Origin of the sequence: Pseudomonas helleri (genome assembly GCF_001043025.1) — a bacterium.
GTDB lineage: Bacteria > Pseudomonadota > Gammaproteobacteria > Pseudomonadales > Pseudomonadaceae > Aquipseudomonas > Aquipseudomonas helleri.
In genome coordinates this window covers 94,713-111,674 of sequence record NZ_JYLD01000009.1, presented here as the reverse complement: position 1 = coordinate 111,674, position 16,962 = coordinate 94,713, and the positions used below count along the sequence as shown (strand labels likewise).

General features: G+C 56.2%; 17 protein-coding genes. 12 read left to right on the top strand and 5 right to left on the bottom strand.

Going from position 1 to position 16,962, the window contains the following annotated elements; translation table 11 throughout:
• The first annotated feature begins 75 nt into the window (after positions 1-75).
• Positions 76-1,020, top strand: a complete 945-nt coding sequence (locus tag TU84_RS15960; protein ID WP_048370585.1) for a Nudix family hydrolase — start codon at positions 76-78, stop codon at positions 1,018-1,020.
• 184 nt (positions 1,021-1,204) lie between these two features.
• Here the strand turns inward: TU84_RS15960 and TU84_RS15955 are convergent, their stop codons facing one another.
• The 3 genes from TU84_RS15955 to TU84_RS15945 are packed head-to-tail and all read right to left on the bottom strand — an operon-like array spanning position 1,205 to position 4,751.
• On the bottom strand, positions 1,205-1,783 hold the full coding sequence (locus TU84_RS15955; RefSeq protein ID WP_048370584.1) for a cob(I)yrinic acid a,c-diamide adenosyltransferase: 579 nt from the start codon (positions 1,781-1,783) through the stop codon (positions 1,205-1,207).
• A 2-nt stretch (positions 1,784-1,785) separates the two neighbouring features.
• The gene (locus TU84_RS15950) at positions 1,786-3,822 is read right to left on the bottom strand and encodes a sensor histidine kinase (protein WP_048370581.1); all 2,037 of its coding nucleotides are present in this window, start codon (positions 3,820-3,822) and stop codon (positions 1,786-1,788) included.
• 47 nt (positions 3,823-3,869) lie between these two features.
• On the bottom strand, positions 3,870-4,751 hold the full coding sequence (locus TU84_RS15945; protein WP_048370579.1) for a putative 2-dehydropantoate 2-reductase: 882 nt from the start codon (positions 4,749-4,751) through the stop codon (positions 3,870-3,872).
• A gap of 176 nt (positions 4,752-4,927) precedes the next feature.
• Here TU84_RS15945 and TU84_RS15940 point away from each other — a divergent pair, with 176 nt between their 5' ends.
• The gene (locus TU84_RS15940) at positions 4,928-5,413 is read left to right on the top strand and encodes a YajQ family cyclic di-GMP-binding protein (protein WP_018926510.1); all 486 of its coding nucleotides are present in this window, start codon (positions 4,928-4,930) and stop codon (positions 5,411-5,413) included.
• A gap of 211 nt (positions 5,414-5,624) precedes the next feature.
• Positions 5,625-6,467 (top strand): mechanosensitive ion channel family protein, encoded by an 843-nt coding sequence (locus TU84_RS15935; protein ID WP_048370576.1) that lies wholly within the window; start codon positions 5,625-5,627, stop codon positions 6,465-6,467.
• Positions 6,468-6,729: 262 nt separating this feature from the next.
• Here TU84_RS15935 and TU84_RS15930 read toward each other — a convergent pair whose 3' ends face one another.
• The gene (locus tag TU84_RS15930; RefSeq protein ID WP_048370573.1) at positions 6,730-8,010 is read right to left on the bottom strand and encodes an OprD family porin; all 1,281 of its coding nucleotides are present in this window, start codon (positions 8,008-8,010) and stop codon (positions 6,730-6,732) included.
• 789 nt (positions 8,011-8,799) lie between these two features.
• On the opposite strand from TU84_RS15930, the gene TU84_RS15925 reads away from it, so the two are divergent.
• Both TU84_RS15925 and TU84_RS15920 read left to right on the top strand, forming a co-directional pair.
• Positions 8,800-9,231 carry an HIT family protein gene (locus TU84_RS15925; RefSeq protein WP_048370571.1) on the top strand — a complete coding sequence of 144 codons (432 nt, stop codon included), beginning with the start codon at positions 8,800-8,802 and terminating at the stop codon, positions 9,229-9,231.
• Positions 9,228-9,434: a SlyX family protein gene (locus TU84_RS15920; RefSeq protein WP_048370570.1), complete on the top strand. Its 207-nt coding sequence runs from the start codon at positions 9,228-9,230 to the stop codon at positions 9,432-9,434. The genes TU84_RS15925 and TU84_RS15920 overlap by 4 nt, the downstream gene beginning before the upstream one ends.
• A gap of 66 nt (positions 9,435-9,500) precedes the next feature.
• Here the strand turns inward: TU84_RS15920 and TU84_RS26620 are convergent, their stop codons facing one another.
• Entirely contained in the window at positions 9,501-10,103 is a 603-nt protein-coding gene (locus TU84_RS26620) for a cold-shock protein (protein WP_048370568.1), read from the bottom strand.
• Positions 10,104-10,923: 820 nt separating this feature from the next.
• On the opposite strand from TU84_RS26620, the gene TU84_RS15910 reads away from it, so the two are divergent.
• The 7 genes from TU84_RS15910 to ruvB all read left to right on the top strand — a co-directional run bounded on the left by TU84_RS15910 (position 10,924) and on the right by ruvB (position 16,867).
• Complete coding sequence (locus TU84_RS15910; RefSeq protein WP_048370565.1) at positions 10,924-11,286, top strand: ribbon-helix-helix domain-containing protein; 363 nt, start codon at positions 10,924-10,926, stop codon at positions 11,284-11,286.
• A 178-nt stretch (positions 11,287-11,464) separates the two neighbouring features.
• Complete coding sequence (locus tag TU84_RS15905) at positions 11,465-11,686, top strand: FmdB family zinc ribbon protein (protein WP_048370564.1); 222 nt, start codon at positions 11,465-11,467, stop codon at positions 11,684-11,686.
• Between the two features lie 109 nt (positions 11,687-11,795).
• Positions 11,796-13,571: an aspartate--tRNA ligase gene (gene aspS, locus TU84_RS15900; RefSeq protein ID WP_048370563.1), complete on the top strand. Its 1,776-nt coding sequence runs from the start codon at positions 11,796-11,798 to the stop codon at positions 13,569-13,571.
• 118 nt (positions 13,572-13,689) lie between these two features.
• Positions 13,690-14,436, top strand: coding sequence for a YebC/PmpR family DNA-binding transcriptional regulator (locus TU84_RS15895; protein ID WP_048370562.1), 747 nt, complete (start codon positions 13,690-13,692; stop codon positions 14,434-14,436).
• A gap of 128 nt (positions 14,437-14,564) precedes the next feature.
• A complete protein-coding gene (gene ruvC / locus TU84_RS15890; RefSeq protein WP_048370560.1) occupies positions 14,565-15,089 on the top strand; it encodes a crossover junction endodeoxyribonuclease RuvC in 525 nt (174 codons plus the stop codon).
• 110 nt (positions 15,090-15,199) lie between these two features.
• Positions 15,200-15,808 carry a Holliday junction branch migration protein RuvA gene (gene ruvA / locus TU84_RS15885; RefSeq protein ID WP_048370816.1) on the top strand — a complete coding sequence of 203 codons (609 nt, stop codon included), beginning with the start codon at positions 15,200-15,202 and terminating at the stop codon, positions 15,806-15,808.
• Positions 15,809-16,867 (top strand): Holliday junction branch migration DNA helicase RuvB, encoded by a 1,059-nt coding sequence (gene ruvB / locus TU84_RS15880; protein ID WP_048370557.1) that lies wholly within the window; start codon positions 15,809-15,811, stop codon positions 16,865-16,867. It begins immediately after the preceding gene.
• The last annotated feature ends 95 nt before the right edge of the window (positions 16,868-16,962 follow it).

Genomic DNA, 16,962 nt, shown 5'->3' with positions numbered 1-16,962 from the left:
GAACGTTGGTGCGGGTAGATACCAAGGTTTGGCGTTTAAAGCCTGGCAACAGGCCGGATTAGAGGAAGCACAAGGGTGAAACGAATTCATGTGGCTGCGGCCGTTATCCGTGGCGAGGGCGGCAAGGTACTGATTGCCCGTCGCGCTGATACTCAGCATCAAGGCGGGCTCTGGGAGTTCCCTGGTGGCAAGGTCGAGGCAGGGGAGTCGGTCGAGGCTGCGTTGAATCGTGAGCTGCAAGAAGAACTGGGGATTACGGTGAGCGCTGCGCGACCGTTGATCAAGGTTCAGCATGATTACCCGGACAAGCAGGTTCTGCTTGATGTTTGGGAAGTTTCGCAATTCACGGGCGAGCCTCATGGTGCAGAAGGTCAGCCATTGGCGTGGGCTTCGGCGCGAGACTTGGCCAGTTATGAGTTCCCGGCGGCGAATCAGCCGATAGTGGCGGCTGCGCGTTTGCCGGATCAATACCTGATCACCCCGGACGGGCTGGAGACGCCGGAGTTGTTGCGCAGTTTGCAGAAGGCCATTGCAGGCGGTATCAAGCTGGTTTCACTGCGTGCGCCCAATGGTTACGACCCCAAGTACCGCGATTTGGCGGTGGATGCGGCCGGGTTGTGTGCCGGCAAGGCGCAACTGATGCTCAAAGGTCCGCTGGAATGGCTGGGGGATTTTCCTTCGGCGGGTTGGCATTTAACGGCGGCGCAATTGCGTAAATACGCCGCCAAAGGCCGGCCGTTGGCAAAAGAGCGCTGGTTGGCGGCTTCGTGCCATAACGCAGAAGAACTGGCGTTGGCCGAGCAGATGGACGTGGATTTTGTGACCCTGTCGCCGGTATTGCCGACCCAGACCCACCCGGATACACAGCCTTTGGGCTGGGAGCAGGCGCAGGCGTTGATCGCCAACTTCAACAAGCCGGTGTTTTTGCTGGGCGGGTTGGGGCCGGACGATTGCCAGCAAGCATGGAACATCGGCGCACAGGGCGTTGCCGGAATCCGCGCGTTCTGGCCACAGGAATAGACCTCAGTACGGTGTTGAAGCAAGGGGCGCACGATCTCAGTAGTCGCTGCCGAGGCACGAAGGCTGCGATCGGGTGCGAAGCAGCCGTGAAAAGATCGAGCTCCTACCCGATGTGTGTTGAAGATCAAAAGATCGCGAGGCAAGCTCGCTCCTACAGAGCGCACACAATGAGGGCGCACGTGCCTCAGGCGGGCTTAGCCGCCGCCTGCCACAAGATCTCGGCTATCCCCTGGCGTTTGGCAATCAAACGCGCGGCCACGAACAGCAGGTCTGACAGCCGGTTGATGTACGCCAGACCCACCCCGGCCAATGGCTCCAGAGCATTGAGTTGCTGGCAGCGGCGTTCGGCGCTGCGGGCCAGGCTGCGGCAGATGTGGGCTTGGGCGATCAAGGTGGAGCCGCCGGGTAAAATGAAGTTTTCCAGCGGGCCCAACTCTTCATTCCAGCGGTCAATCGCCGCCTCTAAACGCTCGACTTCAGCGTTGTTGAGCGCCTGATACACCGGCATGGCCAGTTCGCCACCCAGGTCGAACAGTCGATGCTGGCAAGGTTCAAGCACTTCAATCACCTCATTTAGCCCCGAACACTCGACGCTGTGGGCGCTGAGCCCGGCCAGCAGCAGGCCCAATTGGCTGTTGAGCGTGTCGACTTCGCCGATGGCTTCTACCCGCGGGTGATCCTTGGGCACACGCCGGCCGTCGCCAAGGCCTGTTTCACCTTTGTCGCCGGTGCGGGTGTAGATCTTTGATAAGCGAAAACCCATGTTTACAGTTCCATGGTGGTTGATTCGTGAGAAGGCAGCAGGTTGCCCGCCAGTGGCAGGCGCAGGGTGAAGCAGGTGCCTTGGCCTAATGTGGAGTGCACTTCCATCTGCCCTTTGTGGTTGTTGGTGACAATAAAGTACGACACAGACAGGCCAAGCCCGGTGCCTTGGCCGACTTCCTTGGTGGTGAAAAACGGCTCGAAGATGCGTTTGCGCACCTGTTCGGGCATGCCGACGCCGTTGTCTTCCACCTGGATCTCCGCCCAGGGCGGGTTGAGTTTGGTGCGCAAAATGATGCGCCCAGGTTCGGTATTGGCGGGCCGCTGATGAATGGCCTGGGCCGCGTTTTTCAGCAGGTTGAGCAGCACTTGCTCCAGTTCGTTGGGGATGCCGGGCACGGGGCCGAGCTCAGGGTCGAACTGGCGAACAATGTCGTGGCCCCTGAAATCAAAACCCAGGGCCAGGTCAAAGTCATTGCTGGCAATGTCTATGGCCTGATCAATCAACGCCGATAAATCGCACGGGCTCATTTGCCGGTTGCTGCGGCGGCTGAAGCTGAGCATGTGGGTGACGATTTTTGCTGCGCGAGCGCCAGCCTGCTGGATGCCGTCGAGTAACTGCGGCACTTCGCGGGCCTGCAAGTAGTGGCTGATTGCATCCAGGGTAATGCCGGTCTGTTCGGCGACCTCCAGGTTTTTTGGCAGGTCACTGGACAGGCGTCGGCGAATGTTTTGCACGTTGTGCAGAATCGCCCCCAAGGGGTTGTTGATTTCGTGGGCCATGCCGGCCGCGAGTCCGCCCACCGAAAGCATTTTTTCCGACTGCACCATCATGTCTTCCAGTGACAGGCGCTGGGTAATGTCGTCGATACGGATCACCACGCCGCGCCCGCTGCTGCCGGTCAGCGGGTAAAAGGTCAGGGCATAGTGGCGGACTTCGTCGTTTTGGGTCCAGGTCACCCGTTCGATCTTGGCCACGCGATGGGTTTCAATGGTGTCTTTAAGCTGCGGCAAAAAGGGTTTTAGCGGTTCGAAGGCCAGGTAGATCGGCTGGTTCATGGCCTCATCGAGTTTCGTACCGGACAGGGCGCTGGCTTCCTGGTTCCACTGGGTGACGTAGAGTTGGTCGTCCAGCGCAATCAGGGCGGAGGGCATTGAGTCGATGATGTTGTTGAGGTAGTTCTGGAACCCCGTCAGTTTTTTCTCGATTTTGCTGCGAACTTGTACTTCAAGCTCCAGCTTACGGTTGGTATGGCGGGTTTCTTCGGCCAGGGTCTGGGCTTGGTCGTAAGCTGCCTGCGCCTCATCACGGGCGCGTTTGAGCTCTTGTTCGCGCGCTTCGATACGCGACAGCATGGTGTTGAATGCTTCCGCCAGGCTGCCGATTTCATCGTGATTGCCCGGTGCTGCGCGCAAGGCGTAGTTTTCTTCGCGGGTGACCTGGCGCGAGAGTTCTTCAAGCCGGTGGATGGGGTGGGTGATCAGCCGTTTGATCTGCCGTGAAACCACCAGCCACAGCAAAATGCTGAAGATCAAAATCCCCAGGCTCGCGGTGAGTGTGCCGGTGTAAAACGCGGCGGGTAATTCGCTACTGGCGATCAGTAGCAAGTGCCCTGAGGGTTTATCGCCGTTGTGCAAGCGCGTAATCAAATGGCTGCGCAGCTCGGTCAGGCTCCAGGCTTCAAGCTGGCGGTAATGCTCGGGCAGTGGCAGGTGCTCGCCATGTTGCAGTTGTGCCAGCAAGTGCCCTGAGCCGTCGTAAATGGCCGCCGCGCGCAGAGGCGCGTAGCTGCCTATTTCGTCGAGCAACGCCTCAGCCTGTGACGCAGAGTCCAGCGACTCAACAATCAGTTTAGGGTTGGACGCCAGCCGCCCCAGGGTTTGCAAGGCTTGCGGGGCGGTGCTTTCGTGTGAAATCCAGTACGCGGCGGTGATGAAGGTTAAGTTGGCCACCACCAGCACAGTCGCCAGCAGGACGAGGAGGGCGGCCAGCAACTTCTGGCCGACCGGAAGGTTTTCGAGGCGCTGGCGCAAGGGCATCGCAATGACCGCATAAAGAAGAACGAAGTCGCAGGGTAGCGCGGGCCTCAGTTGCAGGGCAATCCGCGCTGCTTCAGGTGGTCGATCAGTCGCTGATGCAGGGCGTGTAAATGCGGCGCGGCGAACTGCCGCTGGCGTGCCGCTTCGCAGGCGTAACCCAGCAAGTAGCTGATTTCGGTGCGCCGGCCTTGGGCGACATCCTGATGCATTGAAGAATAGTTGTTGGCCGTGGCCTGGATCACACGATGCACTTCGGTATTCAAGTTGTCTGCCGCCTCGGCTTGGTCGCAGCGCTCAAGCAAGGCAGCCAACTCGTCACACAGGGTGTCGACCTCGGCGCGGTGCGCCTGCAAGCCGCCATTTCGGCAGTTGTACAGTACCGTCAGCGGATTGATCGCACAGTTCAGCGCCAGCTTTCGCCACAAGCGGCTGAGAATCGTCGGGCTCCATTCGTGGGCGATGTGGCTGCGTTGCAGGTCTTCGAGCCAGTGCGGTGCTTCGCCCTGACGGGTATCGCCCAGCCAGGTGTGGCCCGCTCCAGCAAAGACTACGCGCCAGTCGCTCTCACGAAATGCGCCTTCTGTGCTGGAGGCAAAAATGCAGCGTACCTGGGGCACCCTGGCCGCCACCGCCTGTTGGCTGCCAAGGCCATTTTGCAACAGCACCACATCGGCACCGGGTTGAAGCCGGTGGGCAATCTGCGCGATGGCGTGTTCGGCGTCATACGCCTTGCAGGTGACCAGCAAACGCTCGATCGGCTCGTCAGCCTCAGGCAACTGAGCGGTGACGGGCAGCAGGTGGGTTTGCTCGCCTTCAACTAGAGTTAAGCCGTGGGCGGCTTCGTAGGCGTGCAGGCGCGCTGCGTTGCGTACGATCAATGTAACCGGCAACCCCGCTCTCGCCAGCCGGGCGGCCCACAGTGTGCCCATGCTGCCGGCGCCCAGAATGTGCCAGCGAGTAGGGGCAGATCTGCAGTTAAAAGGTGGCATGTGTGCTCGCAAGTGAATGACGTGGAAGAACCGCTATAATGCCCGCGCATTTTAACTGTCAGGTCAGGCGCGCTCCATCTGTGTTGTGCGCGCCCTTTAAAGAGTGGAGAAATTACATGCCGTCGTTCGACGTGGTATCCGAACTGGACAAACACGAAGTCACCAACGCAGTCGAGAACGCCGTCAAGGAGCTGGACCGTCGTTATGACCTCAAAGGCAAAGGCAGCTTTGAGTTCAAAGAAAAAGACCTTACGGTGAATCTGACCGCCGAGGCGGATTTTCAGCTCGAAGCCATGATTGAGATCCTCAAGCTGGCATTGGTCAAGCGCAAAATCGACGTGCAGTGCCTTGAAGTCAAGGATGCTTACGCATCGGGCAAGCTGATGAAGCAAGAGGCGGTGCTTAAGGAAGGCATTGATAAAGAGCTGGCGAAAAAGATCGTTGCTCACGTCAAAGACGCCAAGTTGAAGGTGCAGGCAGCCATTCAGGGTGAGCAGGTTCGTATCACCGGCAAGAAGCGTGATGACCTGCAAGAAGCCATTGCAGCCCTGCGTGCCAAGACGTTTGACATGCCGCTGCAGTTCAATAACTTCCGCGACTGATCACGGCCAGGGAACCTGTGGCGATCATCGACGTCCGATTTTCCTGGGCGCGGCTTAAACGATTGAGCGTGAGCGTTCAATCGTTTGGGTCTGTACGACATGTCTTCGAGTGAAGCTTAGGTGCGGCGACGGCCTGAAGCATCACTGAGCATGGACATATCGGGTACAGAGCCTGAACAACGTCACCGGATATCGGTATTAGGAGAGATAAATGGATCTGAACGCGGAAATTGATCACCTGGTCAAGACCTCGCAGGCCTGGCTTCCAATGATTATGGAATACGGTAGTCGTGTGTTGCTGGCGCTTATCACGCTGGGTGTTGGCTGGTGGTTGGTTAATCGGCTAACTGGCAAGTTGAGGCAGTTGCTGGCAGTGCGCAAGGCTGATCTGGCGCTGCAAGGCTTTATCAGTACCCTGGTTAATATCATTCTCAAGGTGTTGCTGGTGGTCAGCGTCGCCTCGATGATTGGCATCCAGACAACCTCATTTGTGGCTGCAATCGGTGCTGCTAGCTTGGCCGTTGGCCTGGCGTTGAAGGGCAGTCTTGCCAACTTTGCGGGTGGGGTGCTGATTTTGCTGTTCCGCCCGTTCAAAATCGGTGACTGGATCGAAGCGCAAAGCGTGAGCGGGACCGTCGACAGCATTCAAATTTTCCACACGGTGCTGCGCACCAGTGACAACAAAACCGTTATCGTGCCCAACGGCAACCTGTCCAACGGCGTCATCACCAATTACAGCCGGCAGCCGACGCGCAAGGTGGTGTTTGATGTGGGTGTCGATTACGAGGCAGATTTGCAGAAGGTGCGTGAGGTCTTGCTGACCCTGGCTGACGACCCTCGGGTGCTGAAAGAGCCCGCGCCAGCCGTGGTTGTGACCGCTTTGGGCGACAGTGCAATCACCATGTCGTTGCGTGTGTGGGTTGATACGCCTAACTACTGGGATGTCTTGTTCATGTTTAACGAACATGCCCGAGACCGCTTAAAAGCGCAGGGTGTTGATATTCCGTTTCCGCAACGTGTCGTTCGCGTTGTGCAGGAAGTGTCTGCGGACTAATTGTTAATTCGATAGTCAGCTATTTAATAGGCACAAAAACAATTAAAGGGACTTCGGTCCCTTTAATTGTTTCTGGGGTGTGTAAGACATATCTGAGGATGGACTCGGAAGTCAGCTTTAAGTGAGTGATAATTGCTTGCATTTATGCTTGTTAGTTAGCTTCCTATATATAACTAAATCCGCAGCCAATAAAAAACCCCGCACCTGAACAGGTGCGGGGTTTTACTGAACAACGTGGGTAATGACTGCCCGAAGGCGGTTATTACAAGATGTTCAGTGGGTATTCAACGATGATACGAACGTCGTTGTTGTCAGTGTTGCCGCTGTCTGCGTGGTAGTTACCGTTGTTGCGGTAAACAGCGCTACGCAGGCGGAAGGACAGGTCTTTGGCCGGGCCTTCTTGCATCACGTATTTGCTCTCGAAGTTGAACTCGTGTTCTTTACCTTCGCCCGTGTCGGTGTTGATGTTGTCGCCTTTAACGTAGCGAGCCATGAAGCTCAGGCCTGGCACGCCATAGGTGGCCATGTTCAGGTCGTAGCGAGCCTGCCATGAACGCTCGTCTCTGCCGTTAAAGTCGGAGTATTGCACGGAGTTGGCGAGGAAAATGGTGCCGCCGCCGTCTACGCCGTAGTAGTAACCGCTGTCACCGGTAGAGCGCTGATGAGCCAGGGTGAACTTGTGAGCGCCGATGCTGTAGGCCGCTGCCAAGCTCCAGATTTTGTTGTCAACGTTGCCTGCCAGTTCCTGGCCTTGGCTCGAGGTTCTGTAGCCGTTGAAGTCGAAGTTCAGGGCTTGAGAATCGTCGATCGGGAAGGTGTAGTTCAGGTTGATGTACTGCTTCTTGAAGTAGTCATCAACGTCCGACGCTGCCAGGCCGCCGACGAAGTTGTCGGTGAACTGATAGGTTGCGCCGGCGATGTTGGCCGCTGGCAGGTGCAGGCTGTCATGGTACATGCCGGTCTGCGAGCTGATGGCGGTGAAGCGACCTGCGCTCAGTTCCAGGCCTTTGATTTCGTGGGAAGTAATCAAAGTACCGGTCGCCACTTCAGGCAGCAAACGGCTGTCATCGGTAGAGAAAACCGGGCTTGCAACGAACTGGTTGCCGTACTTCAGGACGGTGTCGGACAGGCGGAATTTGATAGCGCCGCCGGCCTTGGATTGAGTGTCTTCTGGCGAACCATCGCTCTTGGAAGCGAACAGGCCGTTGCCTTGACGACCGGCACCGCCGTCCAGGCGCAGGGTGCCCATGGCGAATGCATCAACACCGACACCGATGGTGCCTTGGGTGAAGCCCGAAGAGTAGTTGAGCAGTTCGCTCAGACCCCAATCTTCACGGTAACCGCTTTTGTAGCCGCCACCTGGCTTGGCAATGTTGCCAGCGCCGTTTTTGAAGTCACGGTTCATGTACAACATGCGAGTTTTGGAAGTCAGCGTGCTGTCTTCAATAAAACCTTTGGAATCGTCCTGGGACGAAGCCATTGCGAACTGTGTAGTTCCGGCTGAAACAGCCAGGGCGATCATGCTCCACTTCATCACGCGCATCGTGATTTGCTCCTTTGGTTTTAGGAAGAGTACTGCCGTCCCACCTGAATTATTATCTGGGCGGCTCTTTCTTTTTGTGTCGGCGCAAACTTATATCACGCCGACCCTATTGGCTATAGTTGCCTTCAAAAGCTTTCAGCTTCTTTACAGCTAAGTCACGAAATACACTCTACATGTCGCTCTTTGGCAGCTATGTGTCGTGCCTCGCATGTTGCTCAAGCTGTTTTTCTGAACGAGACAGCCAAATAGCCTGCTGACCCCTTATTAAAGCTCCCCTTTTTGACGGCTCAACTTTTTTGTTATTTATCGTCGGGTCGCAGCTCCCCTGCCGCGCCCCAGTCGACCTGTACCGTGTATATGCAACAAGCATGCTCAAGTCAGGTTTTGAGCATGAAAAAAAATTATCTGGCTTTTGGCGGGCTGACAGGCCCGGTTTAGCGAGGTTGAGGTGATCGCTGGCCTGCTTTGAAGGGCGCGTTGCATGCACCCGGAGGCGGCGTTGCAGCCCCAAAGATGTGCAAAATGTTACCGCTTCACCCCGGTGTGGGTAGCAGGTGACGTTTAGGTGCACTAAAACCACTCGGTCTGTGCCGTTTTGGTGCAGGAGTGTCTGGCGAATGCTTGGAGCAGGTACGGCGCCCGTTGGCCATCGGCTTGCGTCCAGGGGCGAGCGCGGTGTGATGCTGAAGGCAATCAAGGGTATCCTGCACATCTGACGCTCGCAGGGCAGGCGGGTCTGGCCCGGCCTTGAGTCGAGCTTAAATTATTTGTTAAACAGGAGAGCACCCCGTGTTCATTTTGGATACACGCCTTCAAGAGGATACCTGGCTGATTGGGGATTTCCCTTTGTGCCGCTTGTTGCTTTCCAACGACTCGAATTACCCCTGGTTCATTTTGGTGCCGCGCCGCGAGGGTATCAGTGAGCTGTTTCAATTGGATGACGCTGATCAGCAATTGATGTGGGCTGAAACCACAGCGCTGGCTGGCGTGCTTAAAGAGCTTTTCACGGCTGACAAAATGAACGTGGCCACATTGGGTAACGTGGTCAGCCAGTTACACATGCATGTGATTGCCCGGTACGCGTCGGATGCGGCCTGGCCAGGTCCGGTATGGGGTAAGCATCCTGCCAAACCTTACAGTGAGGCTGATGTGCAAGTGATCCGGGACAAGCTTAAAGCGGGCCTGGGCGCTGGTTTCACGTTTGTGGAGGGTAAGCAGTGAGCCTTGAAGAGCGAGTGATGGATCTGGAGAGCCGCCTGGCGTTTCAGGACGACACCATTCAGGCATTGAACGATGTGCTGGTGTCGCAGCAAAACGCAGTTGATCGACTGCAACTGCAGATAGCGGCCTTGCTCAAGCGCCAGGAAGAAATGGGCGGGCAATTCGAGTCGTTTGAGGACGAGGCGCCGCCACCGCACTACTGAGTTTTCAGCAGGCATAAAAAAAACCGCGAAACAGCCAGGCTGCTCGCGGTTTTTTTCAGGCTGAAATCAGCGGCGCGGTAACGCTGCGATCACATCTTCAGCTTGCAGGCCTTTGTCACGGTTCATCACCGAGAACTCAACACGTTGTCCCTCCACCAATACACGGTGGCCTTCGCCACGGATGGCGCGGAAGTGGACAAAAATATCATCGCCGGAATCTCGGGAAATAAAGCCGAAACCTTTGGAGGTGTTGAACCACTTTACAGTGCCTGTATCGCGGTTGGTCATGTCGTAGGTTTGTGCGGTGGACGAAGGTGACGACTTGTAGAAACTCACGATCAAGTGCAGGGCTACAGCAATCACGGCAGGTACCAGGCTGATCAGGATCGCTGGTTGGTCGCCGATCGGCAGCAGCAGGCCGAACAGGGTGAGGGTTTGCAGGACAACAGAAAGCACCAGCAAGGCGCTGACCAGGTTTTGCAGTTGATGGCGTGGGCCTTTATTCCAGTAAGGAATGACTGGCGCCAGTGCCAGGTTAAGCAGGCCAAGAAAAGCCAGGTAAAGAGCATCAGCGTGTTGGAGGTAAGGGACAGCGTCGGATTGCAGGCTGGGAATGAAGGACAGCAGCAAAGCAGCTGCGCCCGTTAGTAGGTGAACGATTTTCAACATTTCAATTAACTCACGTTTAGACGGATCGCAAGGAAGAGCTGATAGCGCGCGGTTCGCTTCTGAAAAAAATGGAGGCGCTGGACACGCACGTGGTATCAGCCTATGCACCGTCGCCAGAGACTTGGCGAAGGCGACACGCTGCCTATTTAACAGCAAAGCTTGGGCCTTCTCAAATTAAGCGTATTGAGATGTCGAGCGCAGTGTTTGCGCGAGAAGGCCCGGAAAATGCGTACTTATGGCGAAGGCATTGCTCTAGAGCCCTGTAGCCCACTTCTTTGTGTCGTATTGGAACGTGTCCAAATTAAAATGGAAGGCAAATATCCGAGAGCCAACGACCGTTGGTCGATTTTTTTGTTGAGCGATAAGTATTGAGTGTGGCTTATAGCGTGTAGGTTATCTGTAATAAGGGTGTGCGCAGTTAATGGGTTGTTATTAAGGGTTGGGTTAAGTTCCTATAAAGGATTACGTATAGGTATCTGGTTGTAGTATTTAAATATCGCTGAGTAGAAGTGGTAGTTGGTATGAGTTGTTGTTCAGTCTTTTTTTTTGTCGTGAAGGCAAGGTGTCTCTTAATGTGTGGGATACAGGATTTCAATGGTTCTGGCTGTGTGCGTGCGGCTGGGTCCTGCAGTGCAGGGGCTTGATTTCAGTGCCGTGCAGGAAGGGTGGAGGCGGATTCAGGATGGTTGCCGAGAGTGCTCCTACAGAGATGCGGGTTAAGTCTGCTGGATAAGAAGTTTTGCATAATGTTTTATGAGGGTGTGTTCATGTTGAATCGCTATTAATTATTTCTTAGGCGTTGTGTTGGAGACTTTTGTATATGGGGCGTTTAATACGGCAAGCAGGTGGTGGTGGGCGCTTATTGCAGAGGGCTAGAATTGATCCGGTGATTCTGGACTTTGGTATGGGCTCGGCTCAGCCACTGTCGAAGTCTGTCAGGTTAAATGGTTTTGCGACCTGCTTGCGGCTAGAAGAGATTTATTGGGAGGTGCTGTCAGATATTTCCCAGTGTAACCATTGTTCAATTAATGCATTACTGTCGTATATCGATAGAGAGATTCATTTGCGTCACGGTGGTGTGAAGAATTTCAGCGGTCTGATTCGAGTGGTCTGTGTGATGCACCTGATGAAGGGCGGTCGCTCTGCCCGGGGAGTGCTGCCAGAACAGATGTGGGTAGGGTGATGTGCGGTGTTGGGCGTCATTAAGTGTTCAGTGGCTTGCAATCTTTCAATATTCAGGCTTTCTTTGAGGTGTTAAGGCTGCTCATGCGGCTGCATTGGCTCGATTTACCAGATATAATCTCGCGCTTTGCTGTGTGGCCCCTGACGGGTTGCCGCTAACGGATTGTCGAGACACGCCAATGCCCATGTACGATTACCAATGTGCTTCCTGTGGTCATCAGCTGGAAGCCATCCAAAAGATCAGTGACTCGCCACTGGTTGATTGTCCTGCCTGCCAGGCGCCTGAGCTGAAGAAACTGCTGTCCATGCCAGGCTTTCGCCTAAGCGGAACAGGCTGGTATGAAACAGACTTCAAGACGGGCGCGAAAAAGAATCTGGCAGGCGGCGACAAGTCCGACTGAGGTTGAGCGAAAGCCCTCTGAACACAAGCGGGATCTTGCAGTCACACCAGCACCGACGGTGCGCAAGACCTCCACCGAATTACGAATTACGAGAAGTGAAACCACTACCATGATGCGCAGCCATTATTGCGGCCAACTGAACGAAAGCCTGGAAGGCCAGGAAATTACCCTTTGCGGATGGGTTCATCGTCGCCGTGACCACGGTGGGGTGATTTTCCTCGATATCCGTGATCGTGATGGTCTGGCGCAGGTTGTGTTCGATCCGGATCGTGCTGAGACCTTCGCTGCTGCCGACCGCGTGCGCAGCGAGTACGTTGTCAAGGTGACCGGTAAGGTTCGCCTGCGTCCGGCCGGTGCTGTGAACGCCAACATGGCCTCGGGCATGATCGAAGTGCTGGGTTACGAGCTGGAAGTCCTGAACGAAGCTGAGACTCCGCCGTTCCCATTGAACGAATTCTCTGACGTTGGCGAAGAAACCCGCCTGCGTTATCGCTTTATCGACCTGCGTCGCCCAGAGATGCTCGACAAGCTGCGTCTGCGTTCGCGCATGACCACCAGCATTCGTCGCTACCTGGACGAAAACGGCTTCCTGGACGTTGAAACACCGATCCTGACCCGTGCCACCCCTGAAGGTGCGCGTGACTACCTGGTGCCAAGCCGTACCCACGCCGGTTCTTTCTTCGCCTTGCCGCAGTCGCCGCAACTGTTCAAACAGCTGCTGATGGTGGCCGGTTTCGACCGTTACTATCAGATCGCCAAGTGCTTCCGTGACGAAGACCTGCGTGCCGACCGTCAGCCTGAGTTCACTCAGATCGACATCGAGACCAGCTTCCTCGACGAAAAAGACATCATGGGCCTGACCGAAGGCATGATCCGCAACCTGTTCAAGGAAGTGCTGGATCTGGAGTTCGGTGAATTCCCGCACATGACCTTCGAAGAAGCCATGCGTCGCTACGGTTCCGACAAGCCAGACCTACGTAACCCGCTGGAACTGGTTGACGTTGCTGACCAGCTTAAAGAAGTGGATTTCAAGGTGTTCAGCGGCCCGGCCAACGACCCTAAATGCCGTATTGCCGCCCTGCGTGTGCCGGGTGCTGCGAGCATGCCGCGCAAGCAGATCGACGACTACACCAAGTTCGTTGGCATCTACGGTGCCAAAGGCCTGGCGTACATCAAGGTCAACGAGCGGGCTAAAGGTGTTGAAGGTCTGCAATCGCCGATCGTTAAAAACATCCCTGAAGCTAACCTCAATGTGATCCTGGATCGCGTTGGCGCAGTCGATGGCGACATCGTGTTCTTCGGTGCCGACAAGGCCAAGATCGTCAGCGAAGCGCTGGGCGCACTGCGGATCAAGGTGGGTAACGACCTGAACCTGCTGACTTGCGAGTGGGCGCCAATGTGGGTTGTCGACTTCCCGATGTTCGAAGAGAACGACGACGGCAGCTTCAGCGCCTTGCACCACCCGTTCACCGCACCAAAATGCTCGCCAGAAGAGCTGGAAGCCAACCCGGCTACCGCTCTGTCCCGCGCATACGACATGGTGTTGAACGGTACTGAGCTGGGTGGCGGTTCGATCCGTATCCATCGTAAAGAAATGCAGCAAGCGGTGTTCCGCCTGTTGGGCATTGATGAAGCAGAGCAAGAAGAGAAGTTCGGCTTCCTGCTCGACGCCCTGAAGTACGGCGCACCGCCGCACGGTGGCTTGGCATTCGGTCTTGACCGTCTGGTGATGCTGATGACTGGTGCTCAGTCGATTCGTGAAGTGATTGCCTTCCCGAAAACCCAGAGCGCTGCCTGTGTTATGACTCAGGCGCCAGGTCTGGTAGATGCCAAAGCGTTGCGCGAGCTGCACATTCGTTTGCGCGAACAGCCTAAGGCGGAGTAAGTCTGACCTTCAAAGGCGCATCTTCGGATGCGCCTTTGTCATTGGGTCGAGTATTTTATTGCGGGGCCACGGCATGTGCTGAGGCCGGCAAGGTTTCATCAAGGATTCGGAGTGGGTTATGGCAGGTCATTCTAAGTGGGCGAACATCAAGCACCGCAAAGAGCGTCAGGATGCCAAAAAAGGCAAGATTTTCACCAAGTGGATTCGTGAGCTGACCGTTGCTGCCCGTCAGGGCGGTGGTGATCCTGCTACGAACCCGCGTCTGCGTCTGGCGCTGGACAAGGCGCTGGGCGCGAACATGAGCCGCGACATCATTGATCGGGCGATTGCGCGGGGTGCTGGCGCGGCTGAAACCGACGATATGGTCGAGCTGAGCTACGAAGGTTACGGCCCGGGTGGTGTGGCGGTGATGGTCGAATGCATGACCGACAACCGTAACCGTACGGCGGCTGCGGTGCGTCATGCGTTCAGCAAGTGCGGTGGCAACCTGGGTACGGATGGCTCGGTGGCGTATCTGTTCGAGCGCAAGGGGCAGATTTCCTTCGCCGCGGGCGTAGATGAAGATGCCTTGATGGAAGCTGCGATGGAGGCCGATGCCGATGACGTGGTGACCAACAGCGATGGCTCCATCGATGTCTTCACCTCGTTTGCGGGCTTTTACGCCGTTCGTAACGCCCTTGAAGCGGCGGGTTTTGCCCCGGCTGACGCAGAAATCGTGATGCTGCCTACTACCAGTGCCGAGCTGGATCTGGAAGGCGCCGAAAAAGTGCTTAAGCTGATCGACATGCTCGAAGACCTGGATGACGTGCAAAACGTCTACTCCAACGCTGAAATCCCGGATGCGGTGCTGGAACAGCTCGCCTGACCTGAACCCGTCTAACAGAGGCCGGAGGTGCAACGCCGCGATGATCGCGGCGCTGTGCACCTCCGGCTTCTGCCTTTAAGCTGTCCGGGTATGTGCCGGTGGGCGTCACTTCATAAGCTGCAGGCGTTATGACTCTTATTCTTGGTATTGACCCGGGTTCGCGAATCACCGGCTATGGCGTAGTGCAAGACACTGGGCGTGGCTGTGTGTACGTGGCCTCGGGGTGTATTCGTACGGGCGGCGGCGAACTGCATGAGCGTTTGCAGATTGTCTATCGCGGGGTGCGTGAGGTTATTCAGACCTACGGCCCGGTCACCATGGGCATTGAAAAAGTCTTTATGGCCCGCAATGCCGACTCGGCCTTGAAACTGGGCCAGGCCAGAGGGGCTGCAATTGTCGCGGGCGCCGAAGAAAGCCTGGAGATTGCCGAATATTCTGCAACACAAATCAAGCAAGCTGTGGCGGGGACGGGCGGGGCGAATAAAGAGCAGGTGATGATGATGGTCATGCACTTGCTCAAGCTCACCACCAAACCACAGGTCGATGCTTCTGATGCGCTGGCGATTGCTTTGTGCCATGCGCACACCCGTTCCAGCCTGTTGCCTCATGGTTTGGGGGCGGCGCGCCGCCGTGGCGGGCGTTTGCGTCTCTGAAAAGGGCCTTTTAGCCTGATTAAACTTGCTAACAGGGCTGCACCTGCAATGATGCGGCTCTGTTGTTCTACTTGTCAGCCATTGATCTGGCCAGAGAAAAGGATCTGAACGTGATTGGACGCTTGCGTGGCACTCTGGCTGAAAAACAGCCGCCGCACTTGATTCTCGATGTAAACGGCTTGGGCTATGAGGTCGAAGTGCCCATGACCACGCTGTATCGTTTGCCTTCAATTGGTGAGCCGCTGACCCTGCACACGCACTTGGTGGTTCGCGAAGATGCGCAGTTGCTCTATGGTTTCAGTGGTAAGCGTGAGCGTGACTTCTTTCGTGAGCTGATCCGCCTGAATGGCGTCGGTCCCAAGCTCGCGCTGGCCTTGATGTCCAGTTTGGAGGTTGATGAGCTGGTGCGTTGCGTGCAGGCTCAGGACACCTCGGCCTTGACCAAGGTGCCGGGAGTCGGCAAAAAAACAGCCGAACGGTTACTGGTTGAACTCAAGGATCGCTTTAAGGCCTGGGAGCAAGTGCCGAGCATGTTTGCGTTGGTGCCTAACCAGCCGGATGCACCGGTACCGGTGGCCAGTGCCGAGAGTGATGCGGTCAGCGCCTTGATCTCGTTGGGGTATAAACCTCAGGAGGCGAGCAAGGCGGTGTCGGCCATCAAAGACAAAACGTTGAGCAGTGAAGACATGATTCGCCGTGCCCTTAAGGGAATGATTTAAGTGATTGAAGCTGATCGTTTGATAACCGCCTCGAGTGGGCGCGACCGGGAAGACGTGCAGGATCGTGCGATCCGCCCTTTGAGCCTGGGGGATTACATTGGTCAGCCAGCTGTGCGTGAGCAGATGGAGCTGTTTATTCAAGCGGCTCGCGGGCGCGCAGAATCGCTGGACCACACGCTGATCTTTGGCCCGCCCGGTTTGGGCAAAACCACGTTGGCCAACATCATTGCCCAGGAAATGGGCGTGTCGATCAAGAGCACCTCGGGCCCTGTGCTTGAACGGCCCGGTGATCTTGCTGCATTGCTGACCAACCTTGAGCCCCACGACGTGCTGTTTATCGATGAAATTCATCGACTCTCGCCGATTGTGGAAGAGGTCTTGTACCCGGCCATGGAAGACTTCCAGCTCGACATCATGATCGGTGAAGGGCCGGCTGCGCGCTCGATCAAACTGGATTTGCCGCCCTTTACCCTGGTGGGCGCGACGACCCGTGCCGGGATGCTGACCAACCCATTGCGCGATCGTTTCGGGATTGTTCAGCGGCTAGAGTTCTATAGTACGGATGACCTGGCAACGATCGTCAGCCGTTCGGCCAGCATTTTTGGTTTGCCGCTTGATCCGGAAGGCGCCTATGAAATCGCTCGTCGGGCGCGGGGGACGCCGCGTATTGCCAATCGTCTGCTGCGCCGGGTGCGTGATTTCGCCGAAGTGCGCGCCAAGGGGCACATCACCAAGGCGGTAGCAGACCTGGCGCTCAATCTGCTGGACGTAGATGAGCATGGTTTCGATCATCAGGACCGGCGTTTGCTGCTGACCATGATCGAGAAGTTCGATGGTGGGCCGGTGGGTATCGATAACCTTGCCGCCGCCATCAGCGAAGAGCGTCACACCATTGAGGATGTGCTGGAGCCGTACCTGATTCAGCAGGGCTACATCATGCGTACGCCTCGGGGTCGAGTGGTGACGCGACATGCTTATTTACACTTTGGTCTGAACATTCCGTCACGACTGGGCGAAACCCCCGCTGTGGATGGTTTTTTGAACGCTGTGGATGATTAATTAAGCGATCCGCAGCTGATTTTTTTGCGCTTTTTGCTGTCTCAAGGGCTGGCGCTAAAAAACTTGGGTATTAAAGTCTAAGAAGCGTAAAAAAC